17 protein-coding genes are annotated in these 22,539 nt (G+C 68.0%); 13 read left to right on the forward strand and 4 right to left on the reverse strand.

The window, feature by feature from the left end:
- The first annotated feature begins 104 nt into the window (after nucleotides 1-104).
- The gene (locus ACPPVW_RS08905; protein ID WP_426626125.1) at nucleotides 105-1,556 is read left to right on the forward strand and encodes a PucR family transcriptional regulator; all 1,452 of its coding nucleotides are present in this window, start codon (nucleotides 105-107) and stop codon (nucleotides 1,554-1,556) included.
- A 201-nt stretch (nucleotides 1,557-1,757) separates the two neighbouring features.
- On the opposite strand, the gene ACPPVW_RS08910 is transcribed toward ACPPVW_RS08905, so the two are convergent.
- Complete coding sequence (locus tag ACPPVW_RS08910; protein ID WP_426626126.1) at nucleotides 1,758-3,467, reverse strand: MDR family MFS transporter; 1,710 nt, start codon at nucleotides 3,465-3,467, stop codon at nucleotides 1,758-1,760.
- The gene (locus ACPPVW_RS08915) at nucleotides 3,464-4,096 is read right to left on the reverse strand and encodes a TetR/AcrR family transcriptional regulator (protein WP_426626127.1); all 633 of its coding nucleotides are present in this window, start codon (nucleotides 4,094-4,096) and stop codon (nucleotides 3,464-3,466) included. The genes ACPPVW_RS08910 and ACPPVW_RS08915 overlap by 4 nt, the downstream gene beginning before the upstream one ends.
- Nucleotides 4,097-4,242: 146 nt before the next feature.
- On the opposite strand from ACPPVW_RS08915, the gene ACPPVW_RS08920 reads away from it, so the two are divergent.
- Nucleotides 4,243-6,033 carry a DEAD/DEAH box helicase gene (locus ACPPVW_RS08920; RefSeq protein WP_426626128.1) on the forward strand — a complete coding sequence of 597 codons (1,791 nt, stop codon included), beginning with the start codon at nucleotides 4,243-4,245 and terminating at the stop codon, nucleotides 6,031-6,033.
- 293 nt (nucleotides 6,034-6,326) lie between these two features.
- On the opposite strand, the gene ACPPVW_RS08925 is transcribed toward ACPPVW_RS08920, so the two are convergent.
- The gene (locus ACPPVW_RS08925; RefSeq protein WP_426626129.1) at nucleotides 6,327-6,998 is read right to left on the reverse strand and encodes a FadR/GntR family transcriptional regulator; all 672 of its coding nucleotides are present in this window, start codon (nucleotides 6,996-6,998) and stop codon (nucleotides 6,327-6,329) included.
- A gap of 117 nt (nucleotides 6,999-7,115) precedes the next feature.
- Between ACPPVW_RS08925 and ACPPVW_RS08930 the strand changes: the two genes are divergently transcribed.
- From ACPPVW_RS08930 to ACPPVW_RS08945, 4 genes are all read left to right on the forward strand, one after another.
- Entirely contained in the window at nucleotides 7,116-8,339 is a 1,224-nt protein-coding gene (locus ACPPVW_RS08930; RefSeq protein ID WP_426626130.1) for an ROK family transcriptional regulator, read from the forward strand.
- A 186-nt stretch (nucleotides 8,340-8,525) separates the two neighbouring features.
- Nucleotides 8,526-9,809, forward strand: coding sequence for an ABC transporter substrate-binding protein (locus ACPPVW_RS08935; protein ID WP_426626131.1), 1,284 nt, complete (start codon nucleotides 8,526-8,528; stop codon nucleotides 9,807-9,809).
- An 86-nt stretch (nucleotides 9,810-9,895) separates the two neighbouring features.
- Nucleotides 9,896-10,786, forward strand: coding sequence for a carbohydrate ABC transporter permease (locus tag ACPPVW_RS08940; protein WP_426626132.1), 891 nt, complete (start codon nucleotides 9,896-9,898; stop codon nucleotides 10,784-10,786).
- Nucleotides 10,783-11,679 (forward strand): carbohydrate ABC transporter permease, encoded by an 897-nt coding sequence (locus ACPPVW_RS08945; RefSeq protein WP_426626133.1) that lies wholly within the window; start codon nucleotides 10,783-10,785, stop codon nucleotides 11,677-11,679. The genes ACPPVW_RS08940 and ACPPVW_RS08945 overlap by 4 nt, the downstream gene beginning before the upstream one ends.
- On the opposite strand, the gene ACPPVW_RS08950 is transcribed toward ACPPVW_RS08945, so the two are convergent.
- Nucleotides 11,622-12,818, reverse strand: coding sequence for a hypothetical protein (locus ACPPVW_RS08950; protein ID WP_426626134.1), 1,197 nt, complete (start codon nucleotides 12,816-12,818; stop codon nucleotides 11,622-11,624). The genes ACPPVW_RS08945 and ACPPVW_RS08950 overlap by 58 nt on opposite strands.
- Here ACPPVW_RS08950 and ACPPVW_RS08955 point away from each other — a divergent pair.
- The 7 genes from ACPPVW_RS08955 to ACPPVW_RS08985 all read left to right on the forward strand — a co-directional run bounded on the left by ACPPVW_RS08955 (nucleotide 12,796) and on the right by ACPPVW_RS08985 (nucleotide 22,443).
- Nucleotides 12,796-14,343, forward strand: a complete 1,548-nt coding sequence (locus ACPPVW_RS08955; protein ID WP_426626135.1) for a hypothetical protein — start codon at nucleotides 12,796-12,798, stop codon at nucleotides 14,341-14,343. The genes ACPPVW_RS08950 and ACPPVW_RS08955 overlap by 23 nt on opposite strands.
- Before the next feature lie 21 nt (nucleotides 14,344-14,364).
- Nucleotides 14,365-15,597 (forward strand): ROK family transcriptional regulator, encoded by a 1,233-nt coding sequence (locus ACPPVW_RS08960; RefSeq protein WP_426626136.1) that lies wholly within the window; start codon nucleotides 14,365-14,367, stop codon nucleotides 15,595-15,597.
- A complete protein-coding gene (locus ACPPVW_RS08965; RefSeq protein ID WP_426626137.1) occupies nucleotides 15,594-16,547 on the forward strand; it encodes an aldo/keto reductase in 954 nt (317 codons plus the stop codon). Before ACPPVW_RS08960 ends, ACPPVW_RS08965 begins: the two co-directional genes overlap by 4 nt.
- A 180-nt stretch (nucleotides 16,548-16,727) precedes the next feature.
- Nucleotides 16,728-18,518: a class I mannose-6-phosphate isomerase gene (locus tag ACPPVW_RS08970; protein WP_426626138.1), complete on the forward strand. Its 1,791-nt coding sequence runs from the start codon at nucleotides 16,728-16,730 to the stop codon at nucleotides 18,516-18,518.
- Nucleotides 18,515-19,393: an ROK family protein gene (locus tag ACPPVW_RS08975; protein WP_426626139.1), complete on the forward strand. Its 879-nt coding sequence runs from the start codon at nucleotides 18,515-18,517 to the stop codon at nucleotides 19,391-19,393. Before ACPPVW_RS08970 ends, ACPPVW_RS08975 begins: the two co-directional genes overlap by 4 nt.
- Nucleotides 19,394-20,376: 983 nt before the next feature.
- Nucleotides 20,377-21,762 (forward strand): MFS transporter, encoded by a 1,386-nt coding sequence (locus ACPPVW_RS08980; protein WP_426626140.1) that lies wholly within the window; start codon nucleotides 20,377-20,379, stop codon nucleotides 21,760-21,762.
- 129 nt (nucleotides 21,763-21,891) lie between these two features.
- A complete protein-coding gene (locus tag ACPPVW_RS08985; protein WP_426626141.1) occupies nucleotides 21,892-22,443 on the forward strand; it encodes a GNAT family N-acetyltransferase in 552 nt (183 codons plus the stop codon).
- The last annotated feature ends 96 nt before the right edge of the window (nucleotides 22,444-22,539 follow it).

A 22,539-nucleotide genomic window follows, 5' to 3' on the forward strand; every position in this document is an offset into this window, starting at 1 on the left:
CGATCACGCTATTTCCCGCATTGCGGCCGATTCCTCGTGACTATGCTCAAGATCGCCTCGACCCTTTGTGCAATTTGCACTGCCACACAATTCGGAAGGCTTTCATGCGCGTGATGGACTTGCTCGAAAACCCTGCGCTGAGGCTGGAATTGCGATCCCCTGTGCCCGCTTCTTGCCTCGAGCGATCCATCACCGGGTGTGCGCAGTCCGAGCTCATGGACCCCAGTGCCTTCCTCACCAGGGGCGAGTTCGTTCTCACCCTGGGCATGGGACTCCACTTCGAAGACCTCCGGACGTGGGACGCGTACGTCGAGCGTCTGGTGCGCGCCGGAGCGAGCGGCCTCGGCTTCGGCCTCGGCGCCATCCATTCGACCCTACCGACCGGTCTCGTCCGGTCCTGCGCCGATCGTGGCCTGCCGCTCATCGAGCTCGGCCCCGACTTTCCACTGGTGAAGCTCAGCCGGCACATCTGGCAGGAGCTCGCGGCGGACCGCTATCTGACAGCCCGACGCGGCTGGGACCTCGCTAACGAATGCACCCAGCTGGCAGCCGAGGGCGCGACACCCGCTCTCGTCCTGGAACGCGTGAGTGCGTCGATCGAGGCAAATGTGCGGCTGGTCGACGAAAGTGGTTTCACGCTCGCTCGCGCTGGACAGTTCGCATTTGCGCCCGGCTCGGGAACGCGAACTGCACTTCCACTGCCGGGCGGCGATCAGCCCGGATTCCAACTCCGAGTCGAGACCGAGAGCGACGCGCTCCTGCTCCAGCCGCTCCTCGGACCGACACTGGCGGTGATCGCGATGCAGCTCTCATATACGCTCTTCGCACGCTCTCCGCTGCATTCCCATACGGCTGCGCGCTTCGTCGAGGCCCTCCTCGATGGGCGGACGGCGAGCGCGGAAACAGTACGTCTGCTCGCCGTCGATGCCGGGTTCGATCCGGGCGACCCATTCGACCTGATCATCCTTCGTCGCCCCGAGCGGATGTCGAGCGCCCTTCTTCGACTCATCACCTGGAGGATGCGAGTTCTGTTCGAGCAGCACTATCGCTGTGTGCGGTTCTACGACGAGTCGTATCAAGCGACCTTGGTGATGCAGGGGAGGGTGGATGCCGAGCGGGTGCCATCCATGGTCAAAGAGGCGATCGGCCGCGCGACCACGTTGGATGCCGGGTACGCATCGGGCTTCGCGCTGGAGGAACTGGGGATCACCATCCAGGTGGCTCGTCGCGCCGAACTCGAAGCGGGAGTACACCAGCTGCAGACGCTCGACCTCGGGGCCCTGGTGGGAGCGCTACCGACACAGGGGCTCACCGGGTTGGCTCGACGCAGCCTCGCGCCACTCCTCGACGGCGAGGACACTCTGCTTTGCACTCTCGTGACCTACCTGGAGCTCAACGGATCGACACGTGCGGTGTGTGATCGGCTGTTCATCCACCGCAATACCCTCACCTACCGGCTGCAGAGGATCGAACAACTCATCCAGGCCGATCTCTCCGACGGTCGCACCCGTGCGACCCTCCTGCTCGCGGCGGAGATCACCGGCGTGCGCGCGTAACTCCGGAGACCTGCGCGCGTCTCCGCCAAATCCGCACGTAACTCCGGAGTCTCGGCGCCACTCGGCCCGAGACTCCGGAGTTACGTGCGGTCGGCACCGACGGGCCGTGAGGCGGGGGCTATTCCGATCACTCTGAGCCGACACCGCCCCGCCCTCCGGAAGCCTGTGGAGGACGGGACGTTGGTCGGTCGGCCGGTCGACCTAGCTCGTGACGAGCACGTGGTCGCGACCGTTGCCGTCGGGGTCGTCCGACGTGTCGGGCGCGAACTCGTCGGCTGCGTCGACGCCGTCGGCCGTCGCGGCGGCCGTCGTGTCGGCCTGGTCGAGCGCCGGGTGCGTCGCGCCGTCGATCTCGAGCGAGGTGGCGACGGAGTCGCGCTCGATGGTGGTGGCGAGCGGCTTCTCCTTCACGAAGCAGAGCAGCACGACGGCGATGAGCAGCAATGGCACCATGTAGAGGAAGACCGGGGTGAGCGCGTCGTTGTAGGCGCCGACGATCACGTCGCGCAACGGCGCCGGCAGCGCCTTGACGAGGGCCGGGGTGAACGAGTTGCTGGAGCCGCTGGCCGCAGCGCCGCCGATGGGCATCCGCTCGGCGAGGAGGTCGGTGAGGCGGGCGACGAAGAGGCTGCCGACGATGGCGGAGCCGAGGGAGGCGCCGATCTGACGGAAGTAGTTGTTCGACGCGGTCGCGGTGCCGACCTGCGAGACCGGGAACGAGTTCTGCACGACGAGGATGAGGATCTGCATGCTCATGCCCAGTCCGATGCCCATCACCGCGAGGTAGGTGCAGATGACCCACACCGGCAGAGCCGGGGTCATGGTCGACAGCAGCACCAGGGCGACGGCGACGATCACGGTGCCGACGATCGGCAGCCACTTGTAGCGACCGGTCTTGCTCACCAGCTGGCCGGAGACGATCGACGTCAACAGCAGCGCGGCCATCATCGGGATCATCAGCAGGCCCGCCTGGGTGGCGTTCGAGCCGGTGACCATCTGCAGGTAGGTCGGCAGGTAGGCGAGGGCGCCGAACATCGCGATGCCGATGATGAGGCCGGCGATGGTGGTCAGGTTGAAGTTGCGGTCCGTGAACAGCTTCAGCGGCATGATCGGCTCCGCTGCACGGCGCTCGACGAGGACGAACGCGACCGCTGCGACGACGGTTCCGGCGATGAGCGAGATGATCACGCCCGAATCCCAGTCGTAGGTCGTGCCGCCCCAGGTGGTGACGAGCACCAGGCAGGTGGAGGCGATGGCGAGCAGGCCCATGCCGGCCCAGTCGAGCCGGGGCTTGCCCGAAGCGCCCTTGGGAAGGCGGAGGAAGACGAGGGCGGAGGCGATCGCGAGGAGTCCGAGCGGGATGTTCATCCAGAAGGCCCAGCGCCAGCCGATGCTCTCGGTGAACCAGCCGCCGAGCAGCGGGCCGGCGACGGACGAGAGGGCGAACACGCCGCCCATGATGCCCATGTACTTGCCGCGCTCGCGGGCGGGGACGACATCGGCGATGATCGCGTTCGACAGGATCAAGAGGCCGCCGCCGCCGAGGCCCTGGATGGCGCGCCCGACGATGAGCCAGGTCATGTCGCCGGCCAGGCCGCCGACCACCGAGCCGGCGATGAACAGCATGATCGCGCCGATGAAGAGCCCCTTGCGGCCGATCAGGTCGCCCAGCTTGCCGTAGACCGGCAGCATGATGGTGGACGCGAGGATGTACGCCGTCGTGACCCAGAGCATGTGGTCGACGCCGTTGAGCTCGCCGACGATGGTCGGCAGGGCGGTGCTGAAGATGGTCTGGTCGAGCGATGCGAGGAGCATCGTGACCATGAGTCCTGCGAAGAGCAGGATGATGTTGCGCTTCTGCGGGGACGTGCCGGAAGTCTTCTCGGGCGCCGCTTCGATGGTTGAACTCATGAGAGTGTGCTGATCACCTTTCCGACGAGCTCGACGGCTCGTCTTTGTAGCTGGGGAAGCGAACGCTCGCCGCCTGCGGAGACCCATTCCTTGACGGCGAGGCGCACGGCGCCTCCGCACAGCGGGAGGATGAGTTCGGCGGTGGTGTTCTGCTCGTCGGCGCCCAACGGGGCGAACCGGCTGTCGTGGGCGAGAATGGCCGCGGTGGCGGCGACGAGCCTTTCGCCGGCGCGACTCATCTGGGCCACCTGTCGGCCGAGCAGCTCGGGATGCTGCTTGATGATGGCCATGCGGGCCTCGTGGAGCCGGGTGTCGGCGATGGCCGGCGCCAGCGACTCGAGCAGCAGCGCGATGACCCGCTCTGCGAGCGGCCGACCTTCGCTCTCGCGAACGTGTCGTTCGACGGACTGCTCGTCGAGCTCGAATTCGCGGACGCCGAGGATCGCGTCTTCTTTGCTCTCGAAGTAGTTGAAGAAGGTCCGGACGGAGACCGGAACGGTCGCGCAGATGGCCTCGACCGTCGCGTTCTCCAGGCCGACGTCGCTCGCGAGCAGCACCGCGGCGCGCTCCAGCTGCGCGCGCGTCTCGAGACGCTTGCGCTCCCGGAGGCCGAGGGATTCGTTGCCCATGTCCTTAATTATTGCATGAATGCAAAGTTATATTCACGCAAATCTGCCTAGATGCACGATTCGAAGCAGGCTCTCAGCCGTGGCGGCCTGCCGCCATCTGCGGTAGTCCGCCGCCGGAGAGACCCAGAAGGGGATAGCGTGAGACGATGACCACGCCCAGCGAGACAGAGCCCACCGAACCCGCGACGACGTTTTCCGACCTCGGGCTCGACGCCGCCGTGCTCAAGGCTCTCAAAGACGTCGGCTACGAGACCCCGTCCGCCATCCAGGAGGCGACGATCCCGCTGCTGCTGCAGGGGCGCGACGTCGTCGGCCTCGCCCAGACCGGCACGGGCAAGACGGCCGCGTTCGCGCTGCCCATCCTGTCCCGGCTCGACTTGTCGCAGAAGAGCCCTCAGGCGCTCGTGCTCGCGCCCACCCGTGAGCTGGCGCTGCAGGTGGCGGAGGCCTTCGAAAGCTATGCCGCGCACCTGAAGGGCGTCCACCTCCTGCCGGTCTACGGCGGTCAGGGCTACGGCGTGCAGCTCTCGGCCCTCCGGCGGGGTGTGCACATCGTGGTGGGCACCCCCGGCCGCATCATGGACCACCTCGACAAGGGGACGCTCGACCTCTCCGAGCTCAAGTACCTGGTGCTCGACGAAGCCGACGAGATGCTCAAGATGGGGTTCGCGGAGGATGTGGAGACCATCCTCGCCGACACCCCGGACGACAAGCAGGTCGCGCTGTTCTCCGCGACGATGCCTGCGCAGATCCGTCGCATCTCGAAGAAGTACCTGCACGATCCCGAAGAGATCACGGTCAAGACCAAGACCACCACGTCGGCCAACACCACGCAGCGCTACCTCGTCGTGTCGTACTCGCAGAAGGTCGACGCCCTCACTCGCATCCTGGAGGTCGAGAACTTCGAAGGGATGATCATCTTCGTCCGCACCAAGAACGAGACCGAGTCGCTCGCGGAACGGCTCAGGGCCCGGGGGTACTCCGCCGCGGCGATCAACGGAGACGTCGCCCAGGTCCAGCGCGAGCGCACCGTCGACCAGCTCAAGTCGGGCAAGCTCGACATTCTCGTGGCGACGGACGTGGCGGCGCGCGGTCTCGACGTCGAGCGCATCAGTCACGTGATCAACTTCGACATCCCGATCGACACCGAGTCGTACGTGCACCGGATCGGCCGCACCGGCCGAGCGGGACGCAGCGGCGCGGCGATCAGCTTCGTCACGCCGCGCGAGCGCCGCCTGCTCACGGCCATCGAGAAGGCGACGCGCCAGCCGCTCACCCCGATGCAGCTGCCGAGCGTCGACGATGTCAACGTGACCCGGTTGGCGCGGTTCGACGACGCGATCACCGAAGCCCTGGCGCAGGAGGAGCGCATCTCGCGGTTCCGCGACATCATCGGTCACTACGTCGAGCACCACGACGTGCCGGAGGTGGATGTCGCGGCGGCGCTGGCCGTCGTGGCGCAGGGCGAGGAGCCCCTGCTGCTGAGTGCCGACGACGCGCTCACGCAGCGCGTCGATCGCGAGTCGCGCGACGATCGCGGTCGCGGGGATCGCGGCGACCGGGAGGGCGGCCGCGGCGGCCGAACCGACCGGGCGTCGCGACGCGAGCGGAGTGACAAGCCGATGGCGCCGTACCGCATCGAGGTGGGCAAGCGCCAGAAGGTCGAGCCCCGCCAGATCGTCGGCGCGCTCGCGAACGAGGGAGGTCTGAGCCGCGAGGACTTCGGGCACATCCGCATCATGCCCGATTTCTCCATCGTCGAGCTTCCTTCCGACCTGCCGGGCGACACTCTTTCCCGCCTCTCGGGCACCCGGATCAGCGGCAAGCTGATCGAGATGCGTCCCGATCGCGCCGCAGGCACGCGTCGTACCTTCTCGCAGCGCGACGACCGTCCGCCGCGCGACGACCGCCCTCCGCGCAAGCCGCGGCTGCGCTGACGACGGGATCGTCGCCGCGGCCGGCGTGACCTTCTAGGTCGCGATCACCCGGCGCAGAACGTGTCCACGTGTCCACGTGCTCTCGCAGCGCGTCGATCCGGTGCTGGCGGGCCGCCTCCACGTCGAAACCGACGTACGCCGGCGGCGGACGCATGCGCACGTTGGCCGAGCACTCGAACCGAGGTGTGGATGCCCTGGGGGAACCCTTCTGTGCTGTTCCGCGATCCGGACGGGAACCTGGTGAACCTGTTCAGCCGGCCGTCGGAGTAGTCGCGCCCATCCGGACGATCGCGTCAGCTCGCCTGCCTCAGCCATGCCTCGATGCCGGCGATGTGCGAGGTCATCAGCGACCGCACGAGCTCGGTGTCCCGGGCCTCCATCGCCCCCACGATCGAGGCGTGCTCGTCAAGAGTCCGGCGGAAGGCGTCCGTCTGGGTCAGCCCGCGCCAGATCCGCGCTCGGACGGTGCTGCTCGCGAGGCCGTCGATGAGGCTCGTCAAGTAGTCGTTGCCGACGGCGGCGACGATGGCGTGGTGGAAGTCGAGGTCGTGGTCGACGAGGGCCTCGACGTCCCGGGTCGCGTCGGCCCGCGCAACGGACTGCCGGAGCTCGACGAGCCGGTCGTCGGTGAGCAGCGGGGTCGCCATCGCGGCAGCGGCCGGTTCGAGGATCCTGCGCACAGCGAAGACGTCGAGTATCGACCGGTCGTTGTGCAGATCGATCACGAACGATACAGCGTCCAGAAGCAGCCGAGGTTCCAGACTGGTGACGTAGGTCCCATCGCCGCGCCGGACTTCGAGGACGCGGACGAGTTCCAGCGCCTTGACGGCTTCTCGCAGCGAGTTGCGCGAGAGTCCCAGGCTGTCGCTCAGCTCCTGTTCAGGAGGCAGTCGGTCGCCCGGCAGCAACTCGCCAGCGATGATCATGGTCCGGATCTTGCCGATCGCTTCATCGGTGACGCTCATGACGCACCAGCGTATACATCCGACGTTTGGTCACCGGGCGCCACCCGGCGCGGGTCGCGAAACGATATACCTAGTGAGGTCGCACATTCGTGCGCCGGCTCGCCCGAAGGAGGAGGCATGCGGCGTGGTACCAACCTTCCCGCGGTCGGAGGATTCAATCAGGCGGTGATCCTGGACGCCATCCGGCGGTCGCCCGACGGCGTCAGCAGGGTGGAGCTCCAGGAACGCACGGGCCTCGCATACCAGACCGTCGCCAATGGCGCGAAGCGCCTCCTCGAGGACGGCTACATCCGCGAGGGGGCCAAGAAGGGCACGGGACCGGGTAAGCCCGGCCTGCTCCTGCACGTGGCGGACCGCGGGCGGTATGCCGTGGGCATCCACATCGACCCCGCCGTCACCACGTGCGTGCTGATCGATCTGAGCGGCTCGATCATCGCGCGCGAGCAGACGCGTACCCCTGAGCCGATCCGCCCCGAAGAGGTGATCGGAGCACTGGCAGCCTCGGTCGATCGGCTCGTCGCGGAGGCCGGCGTCGACCGCTCGCTCGTCCTGGGCATCGGGATCGCCAGTCCCGGCCCCATCGACGTCGACCGCGGCGTCGTCGTCGACCCGCCGCTCCTCGAAGGCTGGAAGGAGGTGCCCCTCCGCGACGCGCTGGCGGCGGCGACCGGGCAGCCCGTGGTCCTGGAGAAGGACGTCAACGCGGCCGTCGTCGGCGAGCTCTGGCTGCGCCGCGAGACGCGGGAGGACTTCGTGTTCTTCTACCTCGGGACGGGCATTGGCATGGGGCTGGCCCTGCGCGGCGAGCTCGTCCGCGGGGCCAGCGGCAACGCGGGCGAGGGCGGAACTCTCTTCGTTCCGGTCTCCGGTTCCGTCGAGCCGGGACGGGCCAGCATGCTGGGCTGGCTGGCGACACCGGACTACATCCTCCGCCAGGCAGCGGACGATGGAATCATCCCCGCGGCTCCCGCTCAGCAGGACCTCTCCGCCATCGAGGCCGCCTTCGACGCGCTGCTCGATCGCGAGCGCGGGGGAGAGCGACCCGTGCGTGATCTGTTTGCGCGCGCGGCGGACGTCATCGCCACCGCGCTGCTGTCGGTCGTGAATTTGCTCGACGTCGCCGACATCGTCGTGGGCGGCCCGTATTGGGACCGGCTCGCGCCGTGGATGGAGGACCGCATCGCGGCGAGCCTTCAGGACTCGCCGTACCGCAAGACTCGCCACCCGGTGCGGCTGAGGCGCACGGTCCTCGGCGAGGAGGTGGCTGCCGTCGGGGCGGCGACGCTCATCCTTGACAACGCGCTCGCGCCCAAAGCCGACAGCCTCCTGATCGCTGAGTAAGGCTCTTTCCTCTTTCCGCTTGACATCGGATGTTTGGCCTGCCTATTCTCTCACTCGAATAATCCCATCGTTTAGGATTATTAGTCGAGAGGCTACCCGAGACCCGATCGACCCGGAGTGACACAACGTCACCGCGGAAGCACAGCGTGGGCCGGCGAAGACGCCGCCCTCATCAAGGAGGATGAAGTGAAACGCAATCACCGCATCGTCGTGGCCGCCGTCAGTGCGGTCGCGGCGCTGGCGCTGTCGGCGTGCTCGACCAGCGCGCAGACCGACACCAGCAAGGCCAACCTGACCTTCATGACGTTCGAGACGCCGGCACTGACGGCGAGCTTCTGGGACAGCTCGATCAAGGCCGCCCAGAAGGAGGTTCCGAATGTCTCCGTCAAGAAGATCGTCAGCCCGGACGCCGACCGCAACGCCTACGCCAAGCAGCTGCAGGCGAGTGGGCAGTTCCCCGACGTCCTGTCGTCGATCAACCCCAAGGACTTCACCTCCGCCGGGCTCCTGAAGCCCTTCGATGAGTCCTGGCTGAAGGACAACTTCCTGCAGCCGGACGCCAATGCGATCGGCGGGAAGACCTACATCCCCCCGACGAACTCGCAGGTGCTCCCGCTCGTGTTCTACAACAAGGCGCTCTTCGAGAAGGCCGGCGTGAAGGTCCCCACGAATTACGCCGAGTTCACCGACGCGGTCGCGAAGCTGAAGGCCTCCGGGGTGACGCCGATCGAGCTCGCCGGGTCGGACACCTGGGCTGCGAGCATGCCCCTGGTCGCGCTGGCGAGCGCCGACGTCCTGGGCAGCGACCCTGACTGGATCCAGAAGCGCTACGCGGGAAAGGTCACGTTCGCCGACCCCGAGTTCGTCGCGGCGATGCAGAAGCAGGTCGACCTGATCAAGCAGGGCGCCTACGACCCGGCCGCTCTGAGCACCGACTTCGCGACCGCGAACAAGAACTTCCTCGCGGGCAAGGCCGCCATGTACATCATGGGCAGCTGGTTCACCGGCTCCAGCTACATGACGGCCGACCAGGCGAAGCAGTATGGAGCGTTCCCGTTCCCGACCGACAGCGGCAAAGTCGTCATCCCCTTCAACATGGGCGGCACCACCTCCGTGAGCGCGAAGTCGGCAAACGTGGGCGACGCCGCGAAGTTCGCCCAGGCATGGTCGCTGGCGCCGGAGAACCTCAAGGTGCTGATCGAGACCGACGGCGCGTACCCGAACATGAAGAACGTGAAGCTCTCGGACTTCGGGGCGTCGGTGAGCGACCTCTACACGGCCACCTACAAATACGTCACCGATGACAACGAGAAGGTCGCCGCGTTCGGCTGGGTCAACAACGACAACGCGCTCGCACCCGGGATCAACGATGACTTCTACGCGCTCTCGCAGGCGTTGTTCTCGAATTCCGACGTGCAGTCGCAGCTGCAGAAGCTCGACAGCGAGTGGGACGCCGCCACCAAGAAGTAGGCGAGCCTCACGAAGCCGGGATGCCGCGAAGGACTCGCGGAGGTCTTCGCGGCATCCCATCCACAGCAATCGAAAGGACCCACACGATGACTGGTCGTTCAGCGACCTGGCGCCGCTCTCTGGGGCTGGCACCGATCGCGATCGTTGCGATGGTGCTCTACGCGGCCTTCCTGATCTGGCCGGTCACACAGAGCTTCTTGTCCAGCCTCACCGATCAGAACCCCCTCCAGGGCTCGTCGTCGTTCGTCGGGGCCGACAACTACGTGCAGATGGCGAACGACCCCGCGCTGATCGCGAGCCTGGCGTTCACTCTGATCGTCGTCGTCGCCGTCACCGTGCTCGCCAACTCGATCGGCCTCGGCTTCGCCCTGCTGCTCAACCGGAACACATTCGGTTTCCGAGTCATGCGGACGCTCATCTTCATCCCGCAGGTCCTGTCCGGAGTCATCGTCGCGTTCATCTGGCGCAGCATCCTCACCCAGGACGGCCTGCTGAACGCCTCGCTACTCAACCTCGGGATCATCCAGAAGCCGATCTCGTGGATCGGCACGCCCGCGCTGGCGACGATGTCGATCATCGCCGTCGTCAGCTGGATGACCATCGCGTTCGCCACGGTCGTCTACACCGCGTCGCTGCAGTCCGTCCCGGCCGAGCTCTACGAGGCCGCACGCGTCGACGGCGCGGGGGCGTGGCGCCGATTCACCAACGTCACGTTCCCGATGATCGCGCCGGGGATGACGATCAGCGTAGTCCTCTGCATGATCACCACCTTCAAGCTGTACGACGTGATCGCCGTTCTCACCGGCGGCGGACCGGCCGACTCGACCCGCTCGACCGCGTTCTACCTCGTGCAGGTCGCGTTCACCGACAACAAGTTCGGCTACTCGTCGGCCATAGCCATCCTGCTGCTCGCGCTCACCGCGATCGTCGCCTACGGCGTGACCGCTCTCCTCCGCCGACGGGAGGCCGCACTGTGAGCCGCCTCGCCGTCGAGAACCGCGCGACCCGGACCAGACCGATGACCGCCATCGCCGCCAACAGGCACATCCTCTGGCATCACGCCGGGCACCTCCTCATCGGCTGGCTCGTGACCCTCGCGTTCGTGCTGCCGATCTACATCGCGCTCTCCGGCGCGTTCAAGTCACAGAAGCAGATCCTCGAAAACCCGCTGGCACTGCCGGCGCCGTTCACCTTCGACAACCTCCTGACCGCCCTGTCGCGGCCCGACCACCTGGTGCAGGGCGGCCTGCTCAACTCGGTGCTGGTCACGGCGTTGACCGTGGCCATAGTCATCCCCCTGGCGTCGGCGCTGAGCTTCTTCATCTCGGAGAGGAAGCGACTGTTTCGTGGGTTCCTCCTGGCGGCATTCGCGCTGGGGCTGATGGTGCCGCCGCAGGTCGTGCTGCTCCCGATCGTGCAGCTGTTACAGGCGATCGGGCTGGGGCACACGTATGTGGGCCTGATCCTCTCCAACATCGGTGGCGGCTATCTCTCGTTCGCCGTCTTCGTCTACGTCGGCTTCCTCCGCACCATCCCTCGCGAGGTCATCGAGGCGGCTCGGGTGGACGGGGCCGGCGACCTCCGGATCTGGTGGCGGATCGTGTTGCCGCTCGTCCGGCCCGCGACGGCGACTGTCGGGATCTTCCTCGGACTGTGGGTCTGGAACGACTTCCTCAACCCGCTCTTCATCCTCGGCCCGCTACAGGGCCAGACGATCACCACCGGCATCTACATCGCGCTCGGCGGCTACTCGGCCGACTACGGACAGCTCTTCGGGATCATGCTGCTGGCGGCGATCGTGCCTGTCGTCGGCTACCTGGTGACGCAGCGCGAGTTCATCCACGGCCTCATGTCAGGAGCCTCCAAGTGACCGAATCCGTACCCGCGCTCGCCGACCTCAGCGGCGGCTGGATGGACCGGGCCGAGCTCGAGCATCTGCCGTCGCTGCGCAACCAGTGGGGGCAGGCGCACGTCGACGACGACCTCGCTTCGCTTTCGTGGCTGGCCCTCCCGCCGTACAGCGGCGGGTATCACACCGGGGTCCTCCGCGTCGACGGCGAGCCCCTCGCCGCGCAGCGGCTGCGGTGGCAGGCGTGGGGTGTCGAGCGGCAGCACACGGCGCCGGGCCTGACCGTGACCAGCGATGTCCGGCTGGGGTTTCGCCGAAGCGAGGTGCACTGGCGCGTCGAGCTGACGAACACCGGCGACGCGCGGAGGGCCGTCGCGGTCGAGCAGGAGCTCCAGGCGATGATCGCGGTCTCGGAGGTCGACTGGGGCTGGACCTACGGACTGCCATGGAACCACGGGCACCATCACGACTACTACACGATCGAGCGCATCAGGTCCGAGGTCACGTCGGCGACGCCGCGACAGGTGCAGTTCCTCGCAGAGGACGAGCGCTGGGTGCGGCTCGGCAGTCCGCGCATCCCCGGCATCCAGCGCGACGAGGACGACGCCCCGATGCTCCTGGAGACGGAGCTCCCCGACCACTCGACACCGGACTCCGGACGCGTCCGCGCGCCCGGCGTCGTCGGCGCGGTCCGGGGCATCCACGTGCGGAGGATCGGCGGCGGCGAGACGCTGATCCGGGGGAGCGGGCCCGTCTTCGAGATCGCCGCGGACACGGACCTGCGGCTGGAACGTGTCCGCCTCGGCGACGGATCGACCTTCGAACTGCAGGTGCGCGTCGAGTCCGGATCGCAGTCGGGCGTGATCGTGACCCACGGCAACCACCCGGACTCGCTGCAGCTCGGACTGGACGACGGACACGTGTACCTCAGCATCGCCGGTGAGCGCATCCGAGCGGAGGAACCACTCCCGACCGGTCGCTGGAACACGCTGGCCGCCCGAATCGGAGGGGACGGCGTCGAACTCTTCGTCGACGATGCTGTCGTGGCGCGCACGGCACCCTGGTGGTCCGACGCCCGCTGGGCCGGATACGCGGAGGGGGGGCGTCTTCACGGTGCGGGACGGGGAGAGCGCGGCCGTGTCGGCGTTCGCCTTCACCACGCGGCCGGACGGGCTCAGCGTCGACGGAGCACGCGGGCTCGCCACGTGGACCGTCGAACTGGAGCCCGGCACATCGACCACCATCGGGTTCACGCTCGCCATCGGTCGCGACGCGACCAGTGCGACGGACACGGCGCTCGACAACGCCGGGAGCTTCGATCGGGTCTTCGACGGCGTCCGAGCCTCGTGGGAGCGGCTCTGGCACGACGCGTTCAGGCCAGGGAATACGGAGTTCTCGGGGTACCTGCCGACACTGGTGACGCCCGACCGGGACCTGGCGCGGACCTACTATCTCGGCGCGTTGCTCGCGGTCTACATGAGGAACACCGAGATCAGCTCGCTCGGTCCCGTCTTCCTGACGGGAGGCCCGCGCCTGGGGGCGACGACCACCTTCTTCTGGGACCAAGCGGAGTGGGCGCGCACGGCCGCCCTCCTCGAGCCGGCGGGCATGCGCGCGTGGATCGTCGCGGCGCTGAGCCAGCCGTACGACTCCAGCCATTCGTTCGACACCTACAACCTCCTGCCCATCGGCAACCACTACGCGTCGAACGACCACTCCCTCTTCCGGATCGCCGAGGCTTACGTCGGAATCACGGGGGATCTGGCCGTCCTCGACGAGTACGCGGGTCGGATGACCGTTATCGACCATCTTCGGAAGCTCGCCTACCGTCCGCGGATCACGAGCGCTCGGTTCGGGGACCGTGTGCTGGTCGATTTCGGCGACGACGCGTGGGAGCTGCTCGAGTGCGTGCCGAACTACCGGCACGCCGTCGTGTCGTTCAACGCCGGCTACGTGGGGATGCTCCGCGGCTTCGGCGACCTCCTCCGTCTGCTCGGCGATGAGGAGGAGGCCGCGCAGGCCGAAGCCGACGCCGACCGGTTGGCCGCCGCCGTCGTCGACCGGTATGCCGGCCACGGCCGCTGGTCGATCATGACCCCGCACGGTGGCGATGTCATCGGACACTGCCTCGACTTCGCGTTGGTCGCGGCGGAGATGAGCGAGTCCCTGTCGGGCGAGCAGCGCAGCGAGTTGGTCGATTTCGTCTCGACGAAGCTGATCGACGGCGACTGGATGCGCGCCCTCGATCCGAGCGACTCGATCGCGCCGCTCTCGGACCGGCCGGATCACGGCGCTGCCGGCGCCTTCGCCGCGTGGCCGGGTGCGACCGCTTACGGCCTCTGCCGTCTGGGACGACCCGAGATCGCCCTGGGCATACTGCAGCGCGCCCATCGGGCGACGTCTGGCGCGCTGTGGGGACAGGCGATGGAGGTGACGGAGGACGGAGGCTACCGCGTGGCCGAGCGCGGCATCTCGAATCGCGAGTCGAATGCCGCCGTCGCGATGACGGAAGCCGTGATCGGGGGCCTCTTCGGGATCGAGGGCGACTTCGGTAGCCTGGCGCACCCGGCGGGAGCCGCGAAGTCGTCGGCCGGGACCCTCCGCAACGTTCGCGCAGTCGGCTTCGACCTGCGTCGGCCCGTCGGCATCGAGGCGGTCGAACGGGCGAGCGCGAGCGCGTCGTAGCGGAAGAGAGGACGTCACACCATGGTCACAACAGGTGCCAATCTCCCTGCGCTCGGTGAGTACAACCAGTCGGTCGTGCTGGATGCGATCCGTCGATCCGACGGCGGGCTGACCCGTCCGGACCTCGCTGCCCGAACCGGGCTCGCCTACCAGACCGTCCTCAATGCCGTCCAAAGGCTGTTGAGCGATGGCTATCTGCGCGAAGTGGGGAAGCAGAGCAAGTCCCGGGGCAAGCCCAGCGTGCTCCTGGATCTGAACGCGGGCGCCCGGTTCGCCATCGGGGTCCAGCTCGACCCGGCCGCAGTGACCGTCGTGGTGGCGGACCTCCGGGGCGACGTCGTCGACGAGATCACCGTGGAGACCACTGGGATACCGTCGCCGGAAGGCGTCGTCGACGAGATCGTCGGTTCGATCGCGGTCCTCCTCGACCGGGCGCCGTTCGCGCGGGAGCGGGTGCTCGGTGTGGGCATCGCTGCTCCTGGCCCCATCGACCAGGAGCGCGGCATGGTCGTCGACCCACCGCATCTCGAAGGGTGGCGGACCGTCACGCTCCGGGACTCGATCTCCGAAGCGACCGGCTTCGATGCGATCCTGGAGAAGGACGTGAGCGCGTCGGTTATCGCTGAGCTCTGGGTGGCGGACCCGCCGCCGGATTTCGCGTTCGTGTACCTCGGAACCGGTGTCGGCATCGGCCTGGCGCTGGACGGGGTTCCTCGACGAGGACCCGACGGCAATGCGGGAAACGGCGGAACACTGCTCGTCGAGCTCCAGCCCCCCGATGGCGAGCGGACGGCGGACCTCCTCGGTCACATCGTGACTCCGGGGGAGCTCAGCCGTCAGGCTCACCGGAGCGGAGTGCTCACCGGCCCCGTGCCCACCGGCCCGTCGGGTTTCGAACACGAGTTGCGGCCGCTCGCACGGGCGGCGCGTGCGGGCGATGAGGGGGCGGCGGTGATCCTCCGCCGAGCGGCGAACGCGATCGCCAGCGCCGTCGTCTCCACGGACGCCCTCGTCTCGGTGTCCGCTGTGCGGCTCGGCGGTCCGGCCTGGACGGTGCTCGGAGAGACTCTCCTCCCGGCGCTGAGATCCGCGCTCCTGACCAAAGGGCTGTCGTCGAGCGTCTCGGTCGAGACCTCCACGATCGGTGATGACGCCGCCGCCATCGGAGCGGCGTGCCTCGTCCTCGACCGGATGCTCGCGCCGCGGACCGAGCGACTCCTCAAGTCCTCTAGAGAAGTCGAGGCGAACCGTTGACTGGTGCGGAGCGCGGTCCGATCGGCTACGGCGGAGCGGCGCTCGGCAACCTCTACGCCGTGCGGCCCGACGACGTCTGGCCCGCGATCGTCCCCGCCGCGTGGGAGGCCGGCATCCGGTACTTCGATGTCGCGCCGCACTACGGGCTCGGCCTCGCTGAGACGCGCCTCGGCGAAGGTCTGCGCGGCCTCCCGCGCGACGAGTACGTGGTGTCGAGCAAGGTCGGCCGCCTCCTGGAGCCGAACCCGGGCTACCGGCCGGGCGACACCGACCTCGCCAACCTGTTCGACGTCCCGTCGGTGCTGCGCCGCCGGTTCGACTTCTCGCGCGACGGGGTGCTGCGGTCGGTGGAGGACTCCCTGACCCGGCTCGGACTGGACCGGATCGACATCCTGTTCGTCCACGACCCCGACGAGCACGAGCGGGAGGCGCTGGACGGCGCGTTCCCCGCGCTGGAGGAGCTGCGCTCGCAGGGCGTGATCCGGTCGTATGGCGCCGGGATGAACCAGTCGGCGATGCTGACCCGGTTCGTCCAGGAGACCGACCTCGACATCGTGATGTGCGCGGGCAGGTACACGCTGGTGGACGGCACGGCCGCCTCCGATCTGCTGCCCGCCGCCCAGGAGCGCGGGGTGGAGGTGGTGGTCGCCGCCGTGTTCAACTCAGGCATCCTCGCCACCGACCGCCCGACCGCCGGGGCGACGTTCGACTACGGAGCGGCCCCCGCCGCGCTGATCGAGCGGGCGGGCAGGATCGCGGACGTCGCGGCCTCGTTCGGGGTCACTCTGCCCCAGCTGGCGGTGCAGTTCCCGCTGCGGCATCCCGCGGTCTCCACCGTCGTGCTCGGCGCCGACACCCCGGATCAGATCGTCCGCAACGCCGCTCTGGCCGCACCCGCGGCGCCCGACGAGCTGTGGGCCGAACTGGAAGCGGACGGACCGCTGCCATGAGAGCCGAGACGGAGCTCGGCCTTCGCACGGCCGATCCGGCCCGCGCAGAGAAAGCCATGCTGGACCACATCACCCAGTCGTATCACCGGACCTCCGCCGGTCTGCACGACGCGGAAGCAGGGCGTGGGTAGGCGGAGTGGGCTTTTGGTAACGATCACAATCCACAAAGGAACCGCAGAAGTGGCCATCGAGACCCCTCTGAACTCTCCGAGCCGATACGACAGGAACCCCGCCACGAGGCTGGACGAGACGCACAGCGCGTGGGCGGGCTCCGCCGCGTGGGAAGAGCTCCGTCGCGCCGCATACGCCGCCTCCGACACCCCCGTGGTCGCGATCGACACATACCCGGGCGTGGACCTTCCGGCGCTGCTCGCAGAGCTCGGCCCCGCGTTCGAGGGCTTCCGGATCATCGATGCCGAGGAGGAGGCGGCGCACCCGATCGCCGAGATCGACACGATGATCGCCGACTCGCTCACGGACGACCGCGTCTTCGGCGTGCTCAGCCACCTCGACCTCGACGCCTTCTACGACCGCGCTCGGCTCGACGCCCTCCGCGGCCGGATCGCGGACCGGAACGCGCCGGTCCTCGTCGCCGGCTGGGGAGCGCAGCTCGCCGCGCCGGAGGCCGATGTCCTCGTGCTCGCCGACCTGGCCCGATGGGAGATCCAGCGGCGACAGCGCGCGGGAGCCCCGAACTGGCGGTCGGCGAACGGGGAGGAGGACACCCTCCGCAAGTACAAGCGCGGCTTCTTCGTCGAGTGGCGCGTCGCCGACCGCCACAAGCGCCGCTTCCTCGACCGCATCGACTACCTCCTCGACAGCAATGGCTCGGTCGCCGGCGCGAAGCTGATCACCGGTACCACGTTCTGGGAGGGCCTGCGGAAGACGGCGGCCCAGCCGTTCCGCGTGGTGCCGTTCTTCGACCCCGGCGTGTGGGGTGGCCAGTGGATGAAGGAGGTCTGCGGCCTCGACGACGACGCCGCCAACTACGCGTGGTGTTTCGACTGCGTGCCGGAGGAGAACAGCCTGCTGTTGGCCGTCGGCGACCACGTCGTCGAGCTGCCCGCGATCGACCTGGTCTTCGCCTACCCTGAAGAGCTGCTCGGCTCGCTGAACTTCGCCCGGTTCGGGGCTGAGTTCCCGATCCGCTTCGACTTCCTGGACACGATGGAGGGCGGTAACCTCTCCCTCCAGGTGCACCCGCTCACCGACTACATCCAGAACACGTTCGGGATGCACTACACGCAGGACGAGAGCTACTACCTGCTCGACGCCGCCGAGAACGCCGTAGTCTACCTGGGACTCAAGACGGGGGTGGACCGCCGGCGGATGCTGAACGACTTGAAGCGCGCGTCTGCCGGCGAGATCGCCTTTTCGGCGACGGAGTACGTGAACACCTATCCCGCGAAGAAGCACGACCACTTCCTCATCCCGGCCGGCACCGTCCACTGCAGCGGAGCGGATTCGATGGTGCTCGAGATCTCGGCGACTCCATTCATCTTCACCTTCAAGATGTGGGACTGGGATCGGGTCGGCCTCGACGGCAAGCCGCGCCCGATCCACCTTGAGCACGCCGCCAAGAACATCCAGTGGGATCGGGACAGCGAGTGGACCCGGGCGAACCTGGTCGACAGGGTGACCGAGGTCGCATCGGGCGACGGCTGGGTCGAGGAGAGCACGGGGCTGCACGAGCTCGAGTTCATCGAGGTGCGCCGCCATTGGTTCACCGCGCCCGTGCCGCACGACACCCGCGGCACTGTGAACGTGCTGAATCTGGTGGAGGGTCCGGAGGCGATCGTCGAGAGCCCGTCCGGCGCGTTCGACCCGTTCGTGGTCCACTACGCCGAGACCTTCATCGTGCCCGCCGTGGTCGGCCCCTACACGATCCGTCCGCACGGTGAAGGCGTCGGCCGCCGGCTCGGAACCGTCACAGCCTCCGTCCGCGGCACCCAGACCGGCGGCGCCTCGTGACCGACGCCGCCCGGCCGACGCCTGTTCTGGAGGTCGGCGGGACGCACGTCACCGCTGCTCTCGTCTCGAGGGGAGACGGCGAACGTGCGCGCGTGATCGAACGACACCGTGCCCACCTCGATTCGGCCGGGGACGCTGCGTCGATCCTCGCTGGCATCGCGGCGGCAGGCGCGCGCCTCGGCGTCGCGGGGCCCGTGACGTGGGGCGTCGCCATCCCCGGCCCCTTCGACTACGCCACCGGAGTCGGCCGCTTCGACGGAGTCGCGAAGTTCGAGAGCCTCGACGGCGTCGACGTGGGAGCGGCGCTGCGGGCGGACCTGGTAGGCGTGATGAGCGGAGTCGTGTTCGTCAACGACGCCACAGCCTTCGCGCTCGGCGAATGCGCCGTCGGTGCCGGACAGGGTCGCCGACGGGTCGTGGGCATCACGATCGGCACCGGAATCGGGTCGGCCTTCGTCGCGGACGGGATCCCGGTCGAGTCGGGCGACTTCGTGCCGCCGCGCGGGTGGATGCATCTGGTGGAGTACGACGGCGCTCCGCTCGAGGAGGTCGTCTCGCGACGCGCGATGCGGGCCGCCTATCGTCGCGACTCGGGCGAGCTGATCGACATCCACGAGATCGCAGATCGAGCGCGAGCAGGGGATAGGGGCGCGTCGGAGGTCTTCGGTCGGACGATGACCGTGCTCGGTCGCGCGCTCGCGCCGTGGATCGAGCGCTTCGAGGCCGAGGCGGTCGTCGTGGGCGGTTCGATCGCGGGCTCTTGGGACCTCATCGAGGGCCCGCTCCTGGGCGCGCTGACGGACCCGCGCGTGACGGTTCTCCGTGCGAGCCTGGGGGAGGACGCGTCGATCATCGGCACCGCAGCATCCGTGTAGGTGGAGTTCTCCGCAGCTGCTGCGTGATGCGGAGGATCGCGTTCGCTTGCGACTGCCGGCGCTCGGGCACGCCAGCCAGCGCCGTTGTGTAGACGGGCGTGATCACCAGCCCGAGGGCGACGCCGACGAAGACCAAGGGAGGCAAACTGTAAGGCCCGATCACCGGCGTCTCGGAGGGAACGCTTTTCGTCGGTCGGTGCGCGTAGTGTCGCCGCATGGGCGACGACGACGTACGACTCCGGACGTGGACCGACGACGATCTGGCGGTGAACTGCGCAACGACGCTCCGGACATGACGGTGTTCCTGGGCGGCCCGCTCGGGGAGGACACGGTGCGGCGGCGCCATGAGCGGTTCCTGTGCGGCCAGGCCGAGGGCACCGTTCCCGCGCGTCGACAAAGCCGGGGTCGAACGCGCTCGCGCGCTCCGCGGGATTCGTGAACACCGGAGTGGAGGACGTCGAGTACCCGCAGGGGTGCCGATCACGGTGAACGCGTGGGCGTTCGACCTCCGAACACTGCGCTGAGGTCGGACAGCCCAACAGCCGCCCGAAAGTGGTGGGTACCTCGGGGAGGGCGTCCTCCTCGCGAGCGGGCCGGGTTGACGGCTGCTGGCGCCGCCGAGAATGACGTAGACGAGGATCGCGGTGGCGATGATCTCCATCAGCAGCGGGGAGACCAGACCGAAGCCGCCGGGAAAGAGCACCCGCCAGACAAGTCCCCCGATAGGGAAAAAATGGCTGGCCGATTCCTTCTTCGAAAGCGTAGACTTCGCCCGTACCGTGATCGGGTCTTCGACTCGCTTCTGTATCTGCGCTAGGCCATCGAGGATGGGGATTCTGAACCCACAAGGTGCAGATCCCGATTTACGGCACCGCCTCTCTCTGATGAGAGTTCGCTCAGGCGCCGTGCCGCGCCCCACCTCACGCATCCCGAAGCTCATAAAGAATCCGGTCGACGGATAACCCGTGGACAGGAGGACAGCAATGCTCGAAGCTTCGCTCGATGTGCGTCAGGCGATCAAGAACTCTCGCCTGAGCGGCTACCAGATCCTCATCATCGTCGCGAGCTTGACCGCAATGTTCGTGGACGGCTATGACGTGATCGTCGTCTCGTTCGCTGCGCCGCAAATCTCCAAGGAGTTCAACCTCAATCCGTCTATTCTCGGACTCGTGCTGGCGGCGGCAGGTGCCGGGCAAGTTTTGGGTGGGGTCATCAGCGGCTGGATCGCCGACCGAGCCGGACGCCGACCGATGATCATCGTCGGCCTCGTCGTCGTGTCGGGAGGAATGCTGCTCTCTGCGGCAGCACCAGGTCCGACCACGCTGATAGCCGCCCGACTCGTGACCGGCTTCGGCGCCGGCGGGCTTATCCCATCGGTCGGAACCATCCTCAACGAGTACTCCAACCGCCGCCGCTATGGCCTGATCATGGGCCTCATGTTCTCGAGCATCACCATCGGCGCTGTGATCGGCGGCGTCATCACCGCCCCGATCTTGGCGGCCCAGGGTTGGCGAGCGGCGTTTCTGCTCTGCGGGATCGTCACATTCATCATCGCGGTCATCGCCCTGGTGGCAATCCCCGAATCCCTGGAGTTCCTCGTCGAGAAGAACACCCCCAGGAATCAGGAGCGCGTCGCGCGGATCTTGAGGCGCATGGGGCGCAGCGAGACCTTCGGGGCGACCCCGGCACCAGGTGCAGCTGTGCCCGCCGAACGCTCGAAGCTCGTCGGCCGGGCCCGCGGTCTGGCATTGATCGCAGGCGCTGGTTTTGCACTGACCCTGGTGTCGTACCCGTTCCTCATCTTGTGGACGCCGCAACTCCTCGCAAACGTAGGGGCGCCGGAACTTTCCGTGTCCGCCGGTCTCGCGGTCAGCCTCGGCGGAGTCGTCGGGAGCCTGTCCTTCGCCGGCCTCTCGCGATGGGTACCCATTGGAACGCTCGCGGCGATCGCCCTCGGGCTTGGCGGGATCGCGATGCTGGTGATGGGTGTCACCACCGGGACCCCAGGAGTGACGGTGGCGATCGCCGCCGTGGCCTCGTTGTTCATCTCCGCGGGCGTGGCCGGTTACTACGCAATGGTTCCGGCAATGTTTCCTGTGGAAACCCGAGCATTGGCGTTCGGACTCATACTCTCCATCGGCCGCGTCGTCGGAGTCGCCTCACCGATCATCGGCGGTGCCCTCATCGCGACAGGTGCGGGCCTGGTCACAGTCGGCATCGTCTTCGCCGTGCCGCTGTTGGCAGCTACCGTTCTCACACTGGTGCTTCAGAACCGATCCCGAGCGTGGAACATTATCGGTCAGGACCTTCTCGACCCGGAGCGAACCAGGCCCTTGTCCGAAGACGATATCTCTGCCAGGGAGGCCTGACCGCCCTCCGCTGACAGCCATGATCGGTCTCTCCTGGCCGACCTGAGCCCGCGGGACTCGACATCAGCCGACCTCGGAATCGGAGTGGTTTCGGGGTTGCCCGTCGGCGCCCGAAAATAGACTGTCCTCATGTTCTCGAAGACCCTCCTCTCACGCGCGATCTTCCAGCCCCTGGAGCCGTGGCGGGCGGAGGAGTTCGCAGCGCATCTCGACCGGGCCAGGGAGCACATCCGGCCGTGGGTCGGGCCGTCCTTCGTCACCACCGATGTCGACGGCGCGCGTGCGACGCTCGGCCGCTATGCCGAGCGGGCGGCGCGGGAGGGTGCGGGCATCTACGGGATCTGGGCGGAGGGCGTCCTCGTCGGCGGCGTCATGTTCGTCGACTTCTCGCCGGCGACCGGCTCGTTCGAGGTCGGCTGCTGGCTCGAGCCCGGTGCCGAGGGCCACGGCCACATCACGAGCGCCGTGCGCGAGCTGCTCGCCTACGCGTTCGACGAGCGCGGCATGCACCGCGCCGAGTGGAGGTGCCGCAGCGACAACGAGCGCAGCTCCGCCGTCGCCCGGCGCCTGGGGATGTCGCTCGACGGCGTGCTCCGGGAGGCCTGGCCGGTCGGCGGCGTGTTCCACGACAAGCAGGTGTGGTCTCTGCTGGCGGGGGAGTGGCAAGCGGCGCGGGCCTGACCGTCGGAGCGCCGCGACACCCTACCGCCGTGAACGCGGCGCGGTAGCGGGGGATGGCGCGCAGGGACGCCGGAGCCCGCGCACATTCGCCGCGAA

The sequence above is a fragment of the Leifsonia sp. McL0607 genome, from assembly GCF_049993355.1.
In the GTDB taxonomy this organism is placed as follows: domain Bacteria; phylum Actinomycetota; class Actinomycetes; order Actinomycetales; family Microbacteriaceae; genus Leifsonia.